Annotated in this window: 17 protein-coding genes and 1 pseudogene; 10 read left to right on the top strand and 8 right to left on the bottom strand. The window is 66.9% G+C overall.

The window, feature by feature from the left end:
* The 3 genes and pseudogenes from QOJ24_RS09265 to QOJ24_RS09255 form a co-directional block, all read right to left on the bottom strand.
* Positions 1–387 (bottom strand): annotated as a pseudogene (locus QOJ24_RS09265) (PE-PPE domain-containing protein); the annotation flags it as partial.
* Between the two features lie 173 nt (positions 388–560).
* Complete coding sequence (locus tag QOJ24_RS09260) at positions 561–1,592, bottom strand: NAD-dependent epimerase/dehydratase family protein (protein WP_526260691.1); 1,032 nt, start codon at positions 1,590–1,592, stop codon at positions 561–563.
* The gene (locus QOJ24_RS09255) at positions 1,589–2,365 is read right to left on the bottom strand and encodes an S-methyl-5'-thioadenosine phosphorylase (RefSeq protein ID WP_526260690.1); all 777 of its coding nucleotides are present in this window, start codon (positions 2,363–2,365) and stop codon (positions 1,589–1,591) included. The genes QOJ24_RS09260 and QOJ24_RS09255 overlap by 4 nt, the downstream gene beginning before the upstream one ends.
* Before the next feature lie 110 nt (positions 2,366–2,475).
* Between QOJ24_RS09255 and QOJ24_RS09250 the strand changes: the two genes are divergently transcribed.
* Positions 2,476–5,445, top strand: coding sequence for an arabinosyltransferase domain-containing protein (locus QOJ24_RS09250; protein WP_526260689.1), 2,970 nt, complete (start codon positions 2,476–2,478; stop codon positions 5,443–5,445).
* Positions 5,446–5,454: 9 nt separating this feature from the next.
* Here the strand turns inward: QOJ24_RS09250 and QOJ24_RS09245 are convergent, their stop codons facing one another.
* Positions 5,455–5,667: a hypothetical protein gene (locus QOJ24_RS09245; protein WP_526260688.1), complete on the bottom strand. Its 213-nt coding sequence runs from the start codon at positions 5,665–5,667 to the stop codon at positions 5,455–5,457.
* Positions 5,668–5,724: 57 nt separating this feature from the next.
* Here QOJ24_RS09245 and QOJ24_RS09240 point away from each other — a divergent pair, with 57 nt between their 5' ends.
* The 8 genes from QOJ24_RS09240 (at position 5,725) to QOJ24_RS09205 (ending at position 12,591) form a co-directional block, all read left to right on the top strand.
* Positions 5,725–6,597, top strand: a complete 873-nt coding sequence (locus QOJ24_RS09240) for a 1,4-dihydroxy-2-naphthoate polyprenyltransferase (RefSeq protein WP_526260687.1) — start codon at positions 5,725–5,727, stop codon at positions 6,595–6,597.
* Positions 6,598–6,760: 163 nt separating this feature from the next.
* On the top strand, positions 6,761–7,762 hold the full coding sequence (locus tag QOJ24_RS09235) for an AAA family ATPase (RefSeq protein WP_526260686.1): 1,002 nt from the start codon (positions 6,761–6,763) through the stop codon (positions 7,760–7,762).
* Positions 7,763–7,770: 8 nt separating this feature from the next.
* Complete coding sequence (locus QOJ24_RS09230) at positions 7,771–8,643, top strand: DUF58 domain-containing protein (protein ID WP_526260685.1); 873 nt, start codon at positions 7,771–7,773, stop codon at positions 8,641–8,643.
* Complete coding sequence (locus QOJ24_RS09225; protein WP_526260684.1) at positions 8,633–9,106, top strand: hypothetical protein; 474 nt, start codon at positions 8,633–8,635, stop codon at positions 9,104–9,106. The genes QOJ24_RS09230 and QOJ24_RS09225 overlap by 11 nt, the downstream gene beginning before the upstream one ends.
* On the top strand, positions 9,097–10,098 hold the full coding sequence (locus QOJ24_RS09220; RefSeq protein WP_526260683.1) for a hypothetical protein: 1,002 nt from the start codon (positions 9,097–9,099) through the stop codon (positions 10,096–10,098). The genes QOJ24_RS09225 and QOJ24_RS09220 overlap by 10 nt, the downstream gene beginning before the upstream one ends.
* The gene (locus QOJ24_RS09215) at positions 10,095–11,042 is read left to right on the top strand and encodes a vWA domain-containing protein (protein ID WP_526260682.1); all 948 of its coding nucleotides are present in this window, start codon (positions 10,095–10,097) and stop codon (positions 11,040–11,042) included. Before QOJ24_RS09220 ends, QOJ24_RS09215 begins: the two co-directional genes overlap by 4 nt.
* Positions 11,039–11,764: a hypothetical protein gene (locus QOJ24_RS09210; RefSeq protein ID WP_526260681.1), complete on the top strand. Its 726-nt coding sequence runs from the start codon at positions 11,039–11,041 to the stop codon at positions 11,762–11,764. Before QOJ24_RS09215 ends, QOJ24_RS09210 begins: the two co-directional genes overlap by 4 nt.
* Positions 11,765–11,790: 26 nt before the next feature.
* The gene (locus QOJ24_RS09205) at positions 11,791–12,591 is read left to right on the top strand and encodes a class II aldolase/adducin family protein (protein ID WP_526260680.1); all 801 of its coding nucleotides are present in this window, start codon (positions 11,791–11,793) and stop codon (positions 12,589–12,591) included.
* A gap of 23 nt (positions 12,592–12,614) precedes the next feature.
* On the opposite strand, the gene QOJ24_RS09200 is transcribed toward QOJ24_RS09205, so the two are convergent.
* Both QOJ24_RS09200 and QOJ24_RS09195 read right to left on the bottom strand, forming a co-directional pair.
* Positions 12,615–13,643, bottom strand: a complete 1,029-nt coding sequence (locus tag QOJ24_RS09200; RefSeq protein ID WP_526260692.1) for an aminotransferase class V-fold PLP-dependent enzyme — start codon at positions 13,641–13,643, stop codon at positions 12,615–12,617.
* Between the two features lie 8 nt (positions 13,644–13,651).
* Complete coding sequence (locus tag QOJ24_RS09195) at positions 13,652–13,960, bottom strand: DUF4229 domain-containing protein (RefSeq protein ID WP_526260679.1); 309 nt, start codon at positions 13,958–13,960, stop codon at positions 13,652–13,654.
* Positions 13,961–14,008: 48 nt separating this feature from the next.
* Between QOJ24_RS09195 and QOJ24_RS09190 the strand changes: the two genes are divergently transcribed.
* Positions 14,009–14,173, top strand: coding sequence for a hypothetical protein (locus QOJ24_RS09190; RefSeq protein ID WP_526260678.1), 165 nt, complete (start codon positions 14,009–14,011; stop codon positions 14,171–14,173).
* Between the two features lie 10 nt (positions 14,174–14,183).
* Here QOJ24_RS09190 and QOJ24_RS09185 read toward each other — a convergent pair whose 3' ends face one another.
* Positions 14,184–15,263, bottom strand: coding sequence for a MinD/ParA family ATP-binding protein (locus tag QOJ24_RS09185; protein WP_526260677.1), 1,080 nt, complete (start codon positions 15,261–15,263; stop codon positions 14,184–14,186).
* 25 nt (positions 15,264–15,288) lie between these two features.
* Positions 15,289–16,239, bottom strand: a 951-nt coding sequence (gene ccsB, locus QOJ24_RS09180) for a c-type cytochrome biogenesis protein CcsB (RefSeq protein ID WP_526260676.1), incomplete at its 5' end; no start/stop codon positions are given.

Genomic DNA, 16,239 nt, shown 5'->3' with positions numbered 1-16,239 from the left:
GTCGAGGATGACCAGTCCGATGCTGTTCAGCGCTTGCGTATCGCCGTTCTGGGCGAGAATGCCGAGTGCAGTTCCGGTCTGGCCGGCCCCCCAGCCAGAAGCAGTGACACCGGTTTGCTTATTACCTGTTTGGACGCCGTCGATGGAATCCGCGATGCCCTGTGGCCCCGCCAGGAACGGCACGACCTGCTGCTGGCCGTACACGGTTTTCCAATCGGTGCCGTAGTAGGACGAACCTGCGAAGAACTGCGATGTCGAGTTGGCAGCAGAGACAAGCGCCGTCAGATCTACTGACGGCGCGGCGACTGTCGTGTCGGGCGGGACAGGGGCGGGCATGCTGGTGGCGGCAATGGTTGCGGCCGCCAGGCCTGCGGGCGCGACGACCATAGCGACGATCGCCGCAGGTCGAGACGTTTTACGGTGCTTTCCAGGCATGGGAGCCTCCCCTACTTAATGCCGACGCGGTGGTCGCACGTTGCGAGTCCCCCAGACGAGCAAACGCTAGCACGGGGGATGGCCTGGAGCCATCCATCTAACGCACACCTCGATAAGCGCGCTGGTTATCCCCGCAGCGGCGCGTATGCGAACTCGCGCAAACCGTCGCGTGGGTCCACCACCGCACGGAAGCCCAGCAACTCCGCCGCACCCGCCGGACTGGCAACGATGTGGCGGACGTCGCCGCTGCGGTACTGCCCCGTCACCAGCGGCGGCACGTCACCGCGGGCCTCGCACAACTCTTTTGCCACCTCGAGGATCGAGATCGGCTTCCCCGAGCACACGTTCGCGGTGGTGAAGCCCTCGCGATTCGCCTCGATCGCCGCGACGTTGGCGGCAGCGATGTCGTCGACGTGGACGAAGTCGCGCATCTGTCCGCCGTCCTCGAAGACCCTCGGCACATCGCCCGCTTCGATCGCCGACCGGAAGATCGCCGCCACCCCCGAGTACGGAGTGTCGCGCGGCATGTTCGGCCCGTACACGTTGTGATAGCGCAGCGCGACCACCGACCCGCCGGTGGACTCCGCCCACGCCAGCGCGTAATTCTCCTGCGCGACCTTGCTGGCCGCGTACAGGCTCCGCGGCCGCAACGGCGCATCCTCGTCGACAAGCTGCCACTGCAACTCTTCGCCGCCGACCGGGCATCGGTGCTCGAAGACCCCGGCGTCGAGGTCCGCGCGCGTGCGCGGCAGCGGCTCGACCACGCCGTGTTCGGCACAACTGAACCGGCCCTGCCCGTACACCACCATCGACGACGCCAGCACCAACCGCCGACACCCCGCCGCGAACATCTCTGCGAGCAGAACAGCAGTGGCGTAATCGTTGTGGCTGCCGTAGGACGGTGCATCCGCTGCGTTCACCCCGGCCCCTACGACCGCGGCCTGATGACACACCACGTCGACCCCGTCGAGCAGCGATGCGACAGCACCGGCGTCCCGGACGTCGACCCGCTGCACACCTTCCGGCGGCTCGACGCCGTCACCGTGCGCGGCGGGCAACATCGCGTCGACCCCGACCACCTCATGTCCGGCATCGGTCAGCGCGGCGGCCACCCGTGTCCCGATGAACCCGGCGGCACCGGTCAGCAGCACCCTCATGGCAGCTCGAACGGCAGCGTGACACCTTCGTGCGGTAGGCAGTCGGTGCACAGCCGCTCGTTGGTCACCTGGTCGATCGCCTCGTGCACCAGCTTCTTGAACGGGACAAGGTTGCGTTCGAACTCGGCGAACACATCCACGGCTCGCACCCCTGCGCCCACTGCGACGCCGGCGTCCACATCGGTCACCAAAGCGATTGCCGCGTAACACATTTCCAATTCGCGGGCGAGCACCGTCTCGGGATAGCCCGTCATGTTCACCAGCGTGAAGCCCTGCGCTGCGAACCATTGACTTTCGGCGCGCGTCGAGAAGCGCGGCCCTTGAACCACGACCATCGTTCCGCCGTCGATCACCCCGGGCAGGTCGGTGACGGCGGCTCGAAGCGACGGGCAGTAGGGATCGGCGAACCCGACGTGGATGCCGCCGGAGTCGAAGTAGGTGTCCGCGCGGCTGCGGGTCCGATCCACCAGCTGATCGGGCACCACCATCGCTCCCGGGCCGAGTTCAGGTGTCAGGCTGCCGACGGCGCAGGGCCCGAAGATCCGGCGCACGCCCAGCGCCCGCAGCGCCCACATGTTCGCCCGGTACGGAACGGTGTGCGGCGAGAACTCATGATTGACGCCGTGACGCGGCAGGAAGGCGACCTCGTGCACTCCGACGGTGCCGACCGTGATCGGCGCGCTCGGCTCGCCGTAGGGGGTGTCGAGGTTGACGCTGCGCGCGTCGGCCCCGAAGAACGAGTAGAAACCGCTGCCGCCGATGACTCCAAGCATCGGTCCATTCTTATGCATCGAGTTGCCGGTCGATTCATGACGCTGTCGTGACGTCCCCGGTACCCCCCGTTCCGTCGACCGAGCCGCACAGGCACGCTGGCAAACAGCTCATGCCTTCCACGACATTCCGCAGCCGCACGTGGGTCGCCTTGGCGGTCGGCCTGACCGGCCTGCTGGCCGCCCTCACGCTTCCTTTCGCACCCGTCTTCGTGACGGTCACGACGGTCACCTGGCCAGCGGCGGGTATGCCGGTCGAGTCGAGCACCGCCATCTTCGCTCCGTACCGGCCCACCACGTTCTCGGCATCCGTGCCGTGCACGGCGCTGCGCGCCGCCGGCGACGGTGGCCCGGTGACGGTGCTGGGGACCGGGACTGCCGGTGACGGCCTTGTGCTGACGGCGCGGGCCGAGCAAGCCGTGCTGCAGTTCGACGACCGGCACCTCGACCTGGGCATACCCGGCGGCGGCGTCGACTGCCGTCTCGCCATCGATTCGGATACTGCAGGCGTCACCGTCAGCACACCCGACGGGCGGGTTGTCGAATTAGCGGACCAGCCGGTGCCGGAGGTCTTCGGATTCCGCACCGACCTCGGCTCCGCGCAGGCGCAAGGCATGACGGCAACCGCCCGCGTCACCTCACCGTTCGCGACCACGCCTGCACCGCTGAAGATCGTCCTCATCGCGGCGCAGCTGCTCGCGGTCGGGCTCGCGCTGGTTCTCCTGCTCAGTGCCCGACCGCGATTGCCGCGATTCATGCGGTCGCGATTGTGGTGGATCGACGGCGCGGTGCTGGCGGCGCTGTGCGGGTGGGCCGTCATCGGACCGTTGTCGGTGGACGACGGCTGGGCGACCACCATCGCCCGCAACATGGCTGCCACCGGCAACCCCGGAAACTACTACCGCTGGTGGGACGCAGCGGAATCGCCGTTCGCGTTCAGCCAGCAGCTGCTCGCCCCGCTGACCGAGATCAGCATCGCGCCGTTGTGGCTGAGGCTGCCGAGCACCATTCTCGCGGCGGCGACCTGGTTCGTGCTCTCACGTGGAGTACTCGGCAACGTGGTGCCAGGGCCGGCGACAGCACGGGTGCGGATTCTCGCCGCGGTGTTCCTGCTCGCCGCGTGGCTGCCCTTCAATCTCGGCACACGCCCGGAAGCCTATGTGGCGCTTGGCGTTACCGCTGCACTGGCGTTGGCTCTGCGAGTGACCGGTCGGGCCGGGCTTGGCCTGCTGGCGCTCGTCGTCGGATTGACCATCCCGATCAGCCCCAACGGCCTGTTGGTCATCGCCCCGATTCTGGTGTGTGCCCCACGGCTGCTGGCCGCCTTCCGCGCGACCGGACGGACACGACTTCAGGTAACCGCCGACGTGGCGTTGCTGTGTTGCGTTGCAGCCATTGGCCTTACCGTCGTCTTCGCCGACCAGACCTGGGACGGCGTGGCCACCGCGACTGACTGGCACGCCTACTTCGGACCGACGATACCGTGGTACCACGAGGCTGATCGCTACGCCTATCTCCTCGAGCACAGTCAGCAGGGCACCTCGGTCAAGCGTTTACCGGTGCTGCTGTCGGTCGCGCTGCTACCGGTCATCGGAATACTGACCATCCGACGTCCGGATCCAGACGGCCTCGGCGGGAAGGTGCTGCGCCTCGGTGCCGTGGTGATCGTCTCCTTGATGTTGTTGGCGCTGACCCCGTCGAAGTGGTCATACCATTTCGGCGCCGCGGCAGGGGTTTTCGCGGCCTTCCTCGCATCTGCCGCCGTCCTGTTGTTCCGCCGGGCCAGGGCCCCCGGTCGGGCGGTCGTCCTCGTCGGTGTCGCGGGATCGATACTGCTGGCTGCGAGCGCCGCCCTCGCGTTCGACGGGCCGAACGAATGGTGGCTGGGCACCCTCTACGACATCCCATTGGCAACGGTCTCATTCAGGCCGCTCGGCGTGCCCTTTGACGACCCGCTGTTGTGGATCGCAGTGGTGGCCGTGGTGATCGTGGTGGCAGCGCTCAGCCGCCCGCAGAAGTTCAGCCGGATGGCCAGACGGGCCGGCGCCGCCGGTCCCGCGCTAGTCGCCGTGATTGCCAGCGGCACAGCGCTGGTGTTGCTCTTCGGATCGTTCATCGATGCGCCCGTGCGACGGCCCGCAGGCTCGATTGCACTGGCGAACCTGAAGCGCATAACCGGCGACAAAGTCTGCGGCCTGGCCGACGACATCGAAGTGCTGCCCGACGGCAACGCTCTGGCACCAGCAGAACCCGACGAAGTAATGGCCGGATTCACCGCTCAGGGTGGATACCACCCCGCCGCCCCGCCGCCTGACAGCGTCGGCACCGGCGCATCGAAGTTCTTGTGGGGAAGTGACACCGCTGGTGCGCAGACAATCGGCTCCGTCTCGACACGGTGGTTCGTGCTGCCCGCTCTCGCACCGAATGACAGTGTGGCCGTGTCCGTCTCGGGAGATACGACAGGCGCCAACCTGCTGACCTTCGAATTCGGGCACGCCACCGGTGCCGGCGTCGCAGCGCTGGGACAGCGCACGCCGAACGGCCGCGGCTTGTCAGGCGACGATCCCGCCAAGCCCACTTGGCGCACCATGGGCGTCGACGCTTCCGACGTCCCCGCAGGTGCCGACCGGGTTCGGATTCGCGCGGTCGACGGCAGCACAGACACATTCGGATGGCTGGCCTTCACCGGCCCGCGCCTGCGGTCCGTCGTTGGCTTGACCGCGTTCCTCGCCGACAACGGCCCGGTGCTCACCGCATGGCCGATGGGTTATGTGTTTCCCTGTGTCCACAACATCGCCGAAGTCTCCGGCGGCGTGGCAGAGACGCCGCGTACCGTCATCGAATCGCCGCGTCCGAGGGCGACCGAGGATCGTCAGCGCGACATCGGTGGCACGTTCGCCGAACTGAACATGTTCGGCCAGCTGCATGAAGTTCCCAGCAGGCTGAGGGGTCATCCCGATGTCGATTGGGGATCGGTGTGGGTTTCAGGCGACACCGCGGCCCGCGACAGCTATCAGCGAGCGACCAGTCGCACGATCGTGCCGGGCGCAGGCGCAACGCGCGGGCAGCGCCCCGAGCGCTGAACCGCGACCTCAGTCCACTGTGTCGTGGGTGCGCTGCTCGGCGCGCCTGACCCCGTCCCGGATCTCGAACACGTCGGTGGCCAGGCCGCCGATCGCACCGGCTACATCCTTGATGGCGGTGGTGATGATCGTGGTCACTTCGCCCACCGTCTCCGCTACCGACTGCGCGGTCTCCTGAAGGGCGTCCTTGCGAATCTCGTTCTTGCTGAGTCGGTCGTCCATGGCACTCAGTGTTCCACGTGGCAGCCCGCGGTGCGCCGGACGTGAAACGATGGCGGCGTGGCCAGTGTCGCGCAATGGGTCGAGGGCGCCCGTCCACGCACCCTGCCGAACGCCATCGCCCCCGTCATCGCCGGAACCGGTGCAGCGGCCTGGCTTGACGGCGCGGTGTGGTGGAAAGCCTTACTCGCGCTGGTTGTCGCGGTCGCGATGATCATCGGGGTCAACTACGCCAACGACTACTCCGACGGCATCCGCGGCACCGACGACGTTCGCGCCGGGCCGCTGCGGTTGGTCGGATCCCGTTTGGCCACACCACGTTCGGTGCTCACCGCCGCGATGCTGAGTTTCGGGGTGGCGGCCGCGGCGGGCCTCGCGCTGGCGATCGTGAGCCAGCCGTGGCTGATCGCCGTCGGAGGAGTGTGCATCGCAGGCGCCTGGCTCTACACCGGCGGCTCGAAACCGTACGGATATCTGGGACTGGGCGAGGTCGCGGTGTTCGTGTTCTTCGGTCTGGTCGCCGTGCTCGGCACGCAGTACACCCAGGCGGGCAGGGTCGACTGGGTCGGGCTGGCACTCGCGGCGGGAATCGGTTCGCTGTCGTCGGCGGTGCTTGTCGCCAACAACCTGCGCGACATCCCGACCGACAAGGAGACCCAGAAGATCACCCTGGCGGTGCGGCTCGGGGACGCGCGCACCCGGCTGCTGTATCAAGGCCTGCTGGCCGTCCCGTTGCTGATGACGCTGCTGCTGTTGGTCGCAACGCCCTGGTGCGCGGTTGGCCTGATCGCTGCACCAATGGGGTGGCGGGCCGCGCGCCCCGTGCGCACCGGCGGCCTGGGCAGAGACTTGATCCCCGTCCTCCGTGATACCGGCTTGACGATGGTGGTGTGGTCGGTGGCGGTGGCGCTGGCACTGTGGCTCGGCGCATAAATCAGACTGGCCCCTGCCGACCGGCAATGCACCCGCTGAAGGCGTGACCAGCTACTTCCCGGGCTGGCGCATCATGTAACCAGGGCGCAGGTGTGCTGCGCTGACAGCCCGGGTATCCGAACCCTCGCTCCCTCGAGAAACCCCCAGCCCAGAAAAGGCATCGATGACCGCAGCGCCCGTTCAACTCAGCCAGCGCGATATCGCCGACGCGCAGCGCATCGTCGGCGCGGTCAGCCATGCATTCTCGGCGAAGGTCGTCGGGCAGGAGAATCTGCGCGAGTCCCTGCTGATCGGTCTGCTCACCGGCGGGCACATCCTGATCGAGAGCGTGCCCGGACTGGCCAAGACGACGGCCGCCCGCGTCATCGCCGAATCCATTCACGGCGGCTTCCAGCGCATCCAGTGCACCCCTGACCTGCTGCCGAGCGACATCATCGGCACACAGATCTATGACTCGGCGACGAACTCGTTTGCCACTGAGTTGGGCCCGGTGCACACCAACATCGTGCTGCTCGACGAGATCAACCGGTCCAGCGCCAAGACGCAGAGCGCAATGCTGGAGGCGATGGAGGAACGCCAGACGACCATCGCCGGGCGCGTCTACCCGATCCCAGAGCCCTTCCTCGTGATAGCCACCCAGAACCCGGTCGATCAGGAAGGCACCTACCCACTCTCCGAGGCGCAGACCGACCGATTCCTGCTGAAGGATGTCGTGTCATATCCCACGCCCGCCGAAGAGGTCGAGGTGATGGATCGAATGGATGCCGGGCTGTACGACAAGAGCCATCGCAGCAGGCCGGTGGTGAACCTCGACGATGTGCGACGGCTGCAGGACATCGTCCGCCACGTCTTCATGGACCGGGCGCTGATGCTCTACGCGAGCGAACTCGTGGCCGTGACCCGCACACCCGATGATCACCTGCCCCGTCAGCTGGCACGGCTGATCGAGTACGGCGCCAGTCCACGCGCGACCATCGCGTTCTGTAAATCGGCGCGCGCGTTGGCCGTCCTGTCCGGCCGGGCGCACGTCATACCGGACGACGTCGAAAAGCTCGCCAACCGCGTGTTGCGGCATCGGCTCATCCTCGGTTTCGAAGCCGCCAGTAACGGCATCACCCCCGAAGTCGTCATCGATGCCGTGCTTCAAGCGGTCCGGGTGCCCTAGAGGTCGCCGTGGGAAAGCATCTCAACCGGGCGAGGTCGCACTTCGGCACCGACACCCGCGGTCTGCTGGAGGGTGGCCGCTACGCGCTACTGCACAGCCGCAGCCTGGAGTTCGACGACCTGCGGCCCTACGTTCGCGGCGACGATGTCCGCGACATCGACTGGAAGGCCTCCGCACGTTCGGGAAGCGTGCTTATCAAACGTTTCGTCGACGAGAAGCACCACAAGATCCTGCTCGTCGCCGATGCAGGCCGCAACATGACCGCTGCGTCACCGAGTGGTGAGACGAAAGTCGATGTCGCCACCAACATCCTCGGCGCAATCGGGTTGATCACCCTCAAGCGCGCCGATCAGATCGGCATGGTCTACGGCGACGACCGCGGCTGCGTGAACATCCGCCAGAGGCGCGGCGAAACCCACATCGAGAGCATGCTGGACCGTTACTACGGACACACGCTGGCCAACCCCGGCGCAAGCGACATATCTTGTCAATTAGATTACGTCGCAACACATTACCGCCATCAGATGCTGATCGTGGTGGTCTCCGACGAGCCCGAGCCGAACAGCCGTCTCGAGGACGCGGTCAGTCGCCTCTCGGGACGCCACGACGTGATGTGGGCGATGGTCTCCGACATCCCCGCCGTCGGCACGCCCGACGCCGATGGAGATGGATACGACGTCGCGTCGGGGCGCTTCGTCATCGGCGGCGCCAACCTCGGTCCCCGCGTGGTGGCGGCCTACCGCCGCGCCGAGCAGAACCGAAGAAGCGAACTCGAAGACTTCATGACCGGTTACTCGATTCCCCACACAACCGTCGGTGGCAGCACGCAGATCCGCACGCGGTTGGTCGGGATGGCCGAGGTGTTCGCCCGTGCCGGATGACGTACTTCAGTTCGTGATCGGCCCGTCACCGTATGCGGCGACGTGGCTGTGGGTCGGGCTGGCACTGCTGGCAGTCGTCGTCATCTGGTACGTCGGAGTGTTCACCTGGACTCTGCCCGCCGAGCGGCTGCGGTCGATACCGTGGATCCGTTCTGTGCACTCGAAGCTTTTGCGTCGTAGGTTTTCTCGTGCCATCCACGCTATCGATGAACGATACCGGGCCGACGAGCTGACGGCGGCTCAGGCGGGCCGTCAGATGAGCAGGACGCTGCGCAGCTTTCTGCACCAGGCCACGGGCACCCGCGCGCAGTACATGCATGTCGACCGCATGAGCTCGAGCGAGCTGGCCGAGGCGGCACCGCTATTGGCTGCACTCAACGACGCCCAGTTCAACTCCGCCTCGCCGGTGGATGTGAGCGAAGTAGGTTCGACGGCCGAGGAGTTGATCCGTTCGTGGGCCTGACCTGGTGGCCTGTCGCGCTCGCTGGAATGGCCTGTCTGGCAGTGGCTGTCGCGCTTGCGATGTTGTTACCGATGGAGCAGGTCCGCCGACAGCTGCGCCGGATGGCGAACTCGTCGCGGCTCACACGGCTACCCGAATATGGGAGGGTGGCGCGGGCCAGGCTGGTGTCGATGCTCGTCACGGTCATTCTGCTCGCGCTGTTGTTCGGCGCCGCCGTGCTTGCCAGCGCTCGTCCCACCGGATGGTGGTGGTCGAGCGCGGCGGCCGATCCGCAGCAGGACATCATGCTGTGTGTCGGTCAGCCGGTGACAGACAAGACAACCGGGGCCTTTCTCACCTATTTCGCCGACAAGGCGCGAATGTACGGCACTCAGCGCATCGGGCTCACGTCACCGAATCGGCGGCTGATTCCGATGACCCGGGACTACCAGTTCGCGGGGGCCAAGCTCGGCGACCTCGCCAAGCTTTCGCAAGACCCAGCGGCAGACACCCCGGTCGACACCGCGTCGTTTTCCCCTGCCGTCTCGTATGTGGACTACGCGTCGAGTGTCGAGGACGTGCTGGCGTTGTGCATAACAGGGTTCCCGTCCTTCGACTCGAAGAGCACACACCGTCGAACGTTGATCTACCTGGGCCCAGGGCAGACGCGCGAGCCCGACGAAGCCAGGCGGTCCCTGCTGACCGCGGATCAGGTCAGCAAGATGGCGAGTGATGCGGGCATCCAGATCAATGCGCTGAGCCCGTCGAACCGCGCCGCCGGCATTCTTCCGCCGATCGCGAAAGCATCGGGCGGACAATACTTCTCGCTCGAGAACCGGGAGGACCGGCTGCCAAGCGATCTGGACGCCATTCGCAACAACCCACCATCGGCGGGCATCGCGCCCGATGAGACGGTCACTTCGTGGTTCGGCGATGCGCCTGCGGTTCCGCTGGCGATCGCCGTCGTCGCCTCGACACTGCTGTGCCTGTCGCTGGTGGTGCTGCGACGATGACGTTCGCTCCTGTACTGCCGCTCGTGGTGCTGCTCGTCATCGCGGCCGTGGTCGTCGCGCTGCGACTGCTCACCATGCGGCGATTGCACGCGACCGCAGGGGCGCGATGGACGACTGTCGGGCGCTGGGCCGGGTTGACGCTCGCCATCCTGCTGATTTTGATCGCCGCGGCCCGGCCCGGCATCGAACATGGCGAACGCGGATCCGCCGCCGCAAAGCAGTCCGCCGAGAACACCAATGTGTTCTTCCTCGTCGACCGGTCGGCGGATTCGGCCATCGAGGACCACGGTGACCGGCAACCACGAATGTCTGCGATTCGCACTGACATCGGATCCCTGATCGACCAGTACCCGGCGGCCCGGTTCGCCGTCATCGCGTTCGCGTCCCGGGCGTCACTGGACTGGCCGCTGTCGGAGGACGCGTGGAGCCTGAGGCCCGAGGTGGCGCGCCTTTCGCCCTATCCCACCAACGACACAACCGAGGATGTGAACGCGGCGGCCGCCGCGAACGTGCTGCGCTACCAACTGATTGCGGCCGGGCAGCAGTACCCCGGCTCCAAGAGCCTGGTGTTTTACTTCGGTTCCGGTGCCCCCGGCTCGCGCGCACCGCAGGGCGAGTTCGAACCGACCGCCGGTGCCATCGACGGCGGCGCGGTGTTCGGGTACGGCGCAGCGCGAAACGAACCCGGTATTCGCCGGATCGCCGAGCAGCTGAGCCTGCCTTATGTGGACCGCGACGACGGTCGACCCCTCTCGGAGTCGGCTCCGCACAGCGGCACGGCACAGTCCGCCTCGAACGAGGCTTCGTCATCAGGCGTCGCCGACCGCACGGAACTGTACTGGGTGTTCACCCTGCCTGCGGCTGTGCTGATCCTGTTCGAGTTGTTCGCAGGCATCCGCGATCTGCGCCGCACGCGATCCGCCAGACGGGACGTGACGCCGTGACGGGCGCACGCAGACCGTCGCGGTTGTCGTTGCGTCGCCGGCTGCTGCTGTTTTCTGCGCCAGTGATGCTGATCATGCTGCTCGCCGCGGTCAAGATGGTTTCTGTTGTCGTCGCAGGTAATTCGGCGGTTACGAACTTCACCGATCGCAACGCAGAAGCCCTGGCCCGGGACACGTCGACGCTCAGCGTGCTCAACGTGCTGCAGCCGGCGAAGGCACCGTTCGCGGCAGGCACGCTGGCCGTCCTGCAGGGCCGGCTCGACGAGGCCGACCAACACTTCTCCGAGGCGTTGTCGCGTACACCGACGGAAGAGGCCTGCCCAGTCCTGGTGAACCTCGAGTTGGTGCGCGAACGCCAAGGCGATATCGACGGATGGGAGGGCCGTCCAGACGATGCCCGGGCGCGTTACCGCGACGCACTCGCCGTCGTGGAGGGTGCGCCGAAGGGCTGCTTCGCGAACAACAACGATCCCGACCCGGAACGACGTGCGGTAAGGAAGGACTCGGCCGCCCGTCTGGCGGCCAAACTCGCCGGGGTCGACAACGCCCCGCCGCCGCCACCGCCTGCGCCGCCACCTGCGGCCCCACCGCCACCGTCGGCGCCTCCGCCGGTGGCCGGCGCGAGCGATCCCGAGCGCGAACGAGGTGAGCTGAGGCTGAACCCGGGGGCAGGAGACCCGACCGACAAGCTTCGCCAAATACTGCAAGACGCCGCCGGCTGAGCGATTTCGGCGGGTAGCCTCAGCCAATGACTGACGACGACGTCGAACAGGCCGGCCGACTCGCGAGCGGCAACGTCGCGGCGCTTCTCCCCGACGAGGGTCGCACCGTCGACGAAGAACGTCTGCACCGCAAACAGAACCTGGCGGCCGCGTTCCGTCTGTTCAGCCGCTTCGGATTCGACGAGGGCGTCGCGGGCCACATCACTGCCCGCGACCCCGAGATGACCGACCACTTCTGGGTCAATCCGTTCGGCATGCACTTCGGCCACATCCGCGTCAGCGACCTGATGCTGGTCCGCCACGACGGCACGGTCGTCGAAGGTGACCGCCCGCTGAACCAGGCCGCCTTCGCCATCCACTCGCAGGTGCACGCAGCGCGTCCCGACGTGATCGGCGCCGCACACTCGCATTCGGTCTACGGCAAGACGTGGTCCACACTCGCCCGGCTGCTGGACCCGATCACGCAGGACGCGTGCGCCTTCTACGACGACCATGCGCTGTTCGACCAGTACTCGGGCGTGGTGCTGGACCTCGAGGAGGGCAAGCGCATCGCCCATTCGCTCGGCGACTGCAAGGCCGCAATTCTGCGAAACCACGGCCTGCTCACCGTCGGCCATTCGGTTGAGGAGGCGGCGTGGTGGTTCATCACGATGGAGCGGTCCTGCCAGGCGCAGCTACTGGCCGAGGCCGTCGGCAAGCCCGTGCTCATCGAGCCTGCGATGGCCAAACACACTGCGGGACAAGTCGGCACACACTTCGCGGGCTGGTTCAGCTTTCAGCCGTTGTTCGCGCGCATCACCCGCGAGCAGCCCGACCTCTTCGACTGAGCAGCCGCCGACCGGCTCGGGTGCTACCGCAGGACGTCGAGCAAGCGATCCAGGTCGTCCTCGGTGTTATACAGGTGGAAGCCGACGCGGACGGCACCTGCCCGTATGGACGCCCGGATGCCCGCGTCTCTGAGCTTTTCGGAGGCCGCGGTCGGAATCGAGACGATCGCCGAAGGCTCTTGGGGCAGTTGAAGTTCGGTGCGCGCACGGGCCGCCAGGCCCAGCGCATGCGCCTCGACTTCGGCAGGGTCCAGCGACGCCAGCCACGGCAACGTCAGCCCGGAGCCCAGTGCGCTGAACCACGTCGGTGACACATCGAACCGCCGCGCATCGTCGGCCAGCCGCAGCGGCAACCCGTAGATCGTCGACCACGGCTGTTGGCCCGCGTACCAATTGGCGGCGTGCGGGACCATCGAGCTCGAGACGCGGTCGCTCAGCGACATCCACGCCGTGCCGCGCGGCGCCATCAGCCACTTGTAGACGGCGGCGACGGTGACGTCGGCCCACTGCAGATCGATGTTCTTCCACCCCAGCGCCTGGGTGACGTCGATGACGGTCAGTGTGTCGGTTCCGGCCACGTTCGCCCGCAGGGCCTCGGCATCCAGCACCGCGCCGTTGGCCGACTGCACCAAGCTGACAGTCACCACGTCGTAGTCGCTCGCGGTTGTCACCAATTCGTCAGAATCGAGTTCGGTGACGGTGACGCCACGCGCCGCCTGAGCGGCGAACGGAAAACTGGTGCTGGTGAATTCGCCGGGCAGCGTCGCCACCCGGGTGCCGTCCGGTATCGCGGCGGCGACCAGTCCCAGCGCAGATGACACCGTGCCCGCCATCGTCACCGAGCCGACGGGCACACCCACCAACGCGGCGTAGCCGGCCCGGCCAGCGTCGACGGAGGCGTCGAAGGACGGCACGTCCATGGTGCCCGCCTGCCAAACACGCAGGGCATCCTGTAGCGCGTCGAACATGAACTGCGGCGGCAGCCCGTAGGTCGGCGAATTCAGAAATCCTTCTGCACCAATGAAATCGGCTCCGAACGCCTCGCGCGTCATGGTCGTCGTCACTGGGTGGGCGGCTCTTCGCCGCGCAGCCGGGCCTGCAGTTGCTCGCGGTCCTGACGCCGCCGCTCGTCGATCGCCGCGATGCCCTCCGTGGCGCGCTTGCGCAGCGGAGCAAAGATCCAAATACCAAGCGGCAACGCGATCACGATCGCGAACAGCAGGGCGACGACAAGCGGAAAGTCGCGCAGGCCGAGCATATGAGCGCCTCCGAAGATGGCCGCCGTCAGAATGACGACGAGCAACATTCGGGCCAGCGTGTAGGCCAGCACATCAATGACGAGGCGGGATCCGGGGCGGGGCGCAGACACGGCCTGAGCCTACCGACGGCGCGTATATTCGGATCAAGGAGGTTTTGCGTGGCTTATCTGCTCTTCGTTCTCGTCTTGGCCGGACTGATCTACATCGGCTGGCGGCTGACTCGCGCCACGGCCAGCCGTCCAAAGCCGCGCACGATCGGCCCCGACGACGACCCCGACTTCCTGCGCCGACTCGGGCACGGGGACAATCCTCGCCCCAAGTAGTCCCGCGCCTTTAGAAAAGGTCGTTGGGCCGTTGCGTGCCCGGGAAATCCTCGGCCACCACCGCCGCCAACTCGATCAACGCCTCGCGCGTCTCTCGCCGCAGGCTTTCCAGGCTGATCTCCGCGCCCTCCTCGAGGTGCGGGTCGAACGGCACCAGCCGCACCGCCCGGCAGCGGCGGGAGAAATGGTCGACGACCTTCTGCATATCGACCTTGCCTGACCGCGGTCGCACCGCGTTGATCACCGCAATCGAGTTCTTGACCATCTTCTCGTGGCCGTGCGCGTCGAGCCAGTCCAGCGTCGCCGATGCGCTGCGGGCGCCGTCCACCGAACCGGAACTGATGACGATGAGGACGTCGGCCTTGGCCAGTACGGCCGACATCGCCGAATGCATCAGTCCGGTGCCGCAGTCGGTGAGCACCAGGCTGTAGAAGCGTTCCAGTACGTCCACCGTTCTGGAGTAGTCGTCGGCACTGAAAGCCTCGGACACCGCCGGGTCGCTTTCCGACGCCAGCACCTCCAACCGGCTCGGCCCCTGCGATGTGTAGCTGCGCACGTCGCTGTAGCGGTCGATGCCCTCGGCGTCGCGCAGCAGATGGCGCACCGTGGCGGGCGTTTCCAGCGGCACCTTCTGGCTCAACGTGCCGCGGTCGGGGTTGGCGTCGACCGCGACCACCCGATCGCCACGGATGGACGCGAACGTCGCGCCGAGCGTCGCGGTGATGGTCGTCTTGCCTACGCCGCCCTTCAGCGACAGCAGCGCGATCCGGTAGCAGCCTTGCAGCGGCCGGTTCACCTGTCCGAGCAGGTTGTTGCGGTGAATCGCCTTCGGGCCCTCACCGAGGTTGATCAGCTTGCCGGAGGCCAGGAACAACGCGCGGCGCCAGCCAGAAGACGGCGGCCGCTTGTTCTGCCGCAGCAGCGAGGCGGTGGACAGCTCCGGATACGGCGCGGGTGCGGGCTCCGGCTGGCTGACCGGGATCCCGGTCGGCGGCGTCGGATCGGTCCACTCCGCAGGCGTCGACTCGTCGGTGGCCGGATCGCTGAACCGCTGTTGTGACCGAAAGCCAGGCGAGGGATCGTCAGACAACAGCTAGCCCTTTCTCATTGCCGGTTCAGCCGACGCCGGCATACGAATGCAGCCCGACGGTGACGAGGTTGATGAAAAACAGATTGAACACCATCGCGACGAATCCTGCGACGTTGATCCAGGCCGCTTTCTTGTCGCGCCAGCCCGCGGTCGAGCGGGCGTGCAGGTACGCGGCATAGATCACCCATGCGATGAACGACACCGTCTCCTTGGGATCCCAACCCCAGTACCGGCCCCATGCCTCCTCGGCCCATATCGCGCCGAAGATGACTCCGAACCCGAACACCGGGAACGCGAAGATTGTTGTGCGATAGGCGATTCGGTCCAGGGTTTGCGCATCGGGCAGCCGCCCCACGATCCGTGCGGCAGTCCCCTGCGCTGCGCTCTCTGACGGGGCACCAAGGCGCGACATCTTGACCAGAAACAGGATGCTGGACACGCCCGCGACCAGGAACACACCGGAGCCGAGGCTGACCACCGACACGTGAATGGGCAGCCAGTAGGACTGCAGCGCGGGCATCACCGGTGCGGCGTTGGTGTAGAGCCAGCGACCCGACACCGTCAGCAGGATCAGCACCGGCACCAGAACGAACACCCACAGCGCGCGGTACTGCGGGCGGCGCAGCACGATCGCCCCTGCAACCAGTCCGGAGAAGCACGTCAGGTTGATGAACTCGTACATGTTGCCCCAGGGCACCCGCGCGGTCGCCAGGCCACGAAGCACGATGCACACCAACAGCAGCGCGATGCCTGCATAGACCAGGATCAGTCCGGCCCGCCCGATGCGCTCGTCGAACGGTCGCCGCGGCGCGTCGACGACCATGCCGGGGGTTGCGCTGTCGGCGCTGACCGTGCCTGCCGCGACGAGTTCGCGGTCGGCGACCTTCCTGCTACCGACCGCGGCGAGCTCGACGGCCAGGAACACGAGCGCGATCACCAGCAAGACGATCGACGACGTGAAGGCCCAGTCCGAATA

The sequence above is a fragment of the Mycobacterium sp. genome (assembly GCF_032159775.1).
Lineage (GTDB): Bacteria > Actinomycetota > Actinomycetes > Mycobacteriales > Mycobacteriaceae > Mycobacterium.
Note: the sequence above shows the minus strand (reverse complement) of the source record. Positions and strands in the feature narration are given on the sequence as shown.

Bases quoted from the DNA above. Each gene is read 5' to 3' on its own strand.
- QOJ24_RS09260 (WP_526260691.1), bottom strand. From the start codon at position 1,592: ATGAGGGTGCTGCTGACCGGTGCCGCCGGGTTCATCGGGACACGGGTG.
- QOJ24_RS09255 (WP_526260690.1), bottom strand. From the start codon at position 2,365: ATGCTTGGAGTCATCGGCGGCAGCGGTTTCTACTCGTTCTTCGGGGCC.
- QOJ24_RS09250 (WP_526260689.1), top strand. From the start codon at position 2,476: ATGCCTTCCACGACATTCCGCAGCCGCACGTGGGTCGCCTTGGCGGTC.
- QOJ24_RS09245 (WP_526260688.1), bottom strand. From the start codon at position 5,667: ATGGACGACCGACTCAGCAAGAACGAGATTCGCAAGGACGCCCTTCAG.
- QOJ24_RS09235 (WP_526260686.1), top strand. From the start codon at position 6,761: ATGACCGCAGCGCCCGTTCAACTCAGCCAGCGCGATATCGCCGACGCG.
- QOJ24_RS09215 (WP_526260682.1), top strand. From the start codon at position 10,095: ATGACGTTCGCTCCTGTACTGCCGCTCGTGGTGCTGCTCGTCATCGCG.
- QOJ24_RS09205 (WP_526260680.1), top strand. From the start codon at position 11,791: ATGACTGACGACGACGTCGAACAGGCCGGCCGACTCGCGAGCGGCAAC.
- QOJ24_RS09200 (WP_526260692.1), bottom strand. From the start codon at position 13,643: ATGACGCGCGAGGCGTTCGGAGCCGATTTCATTGGTGCAGAAGGATTT.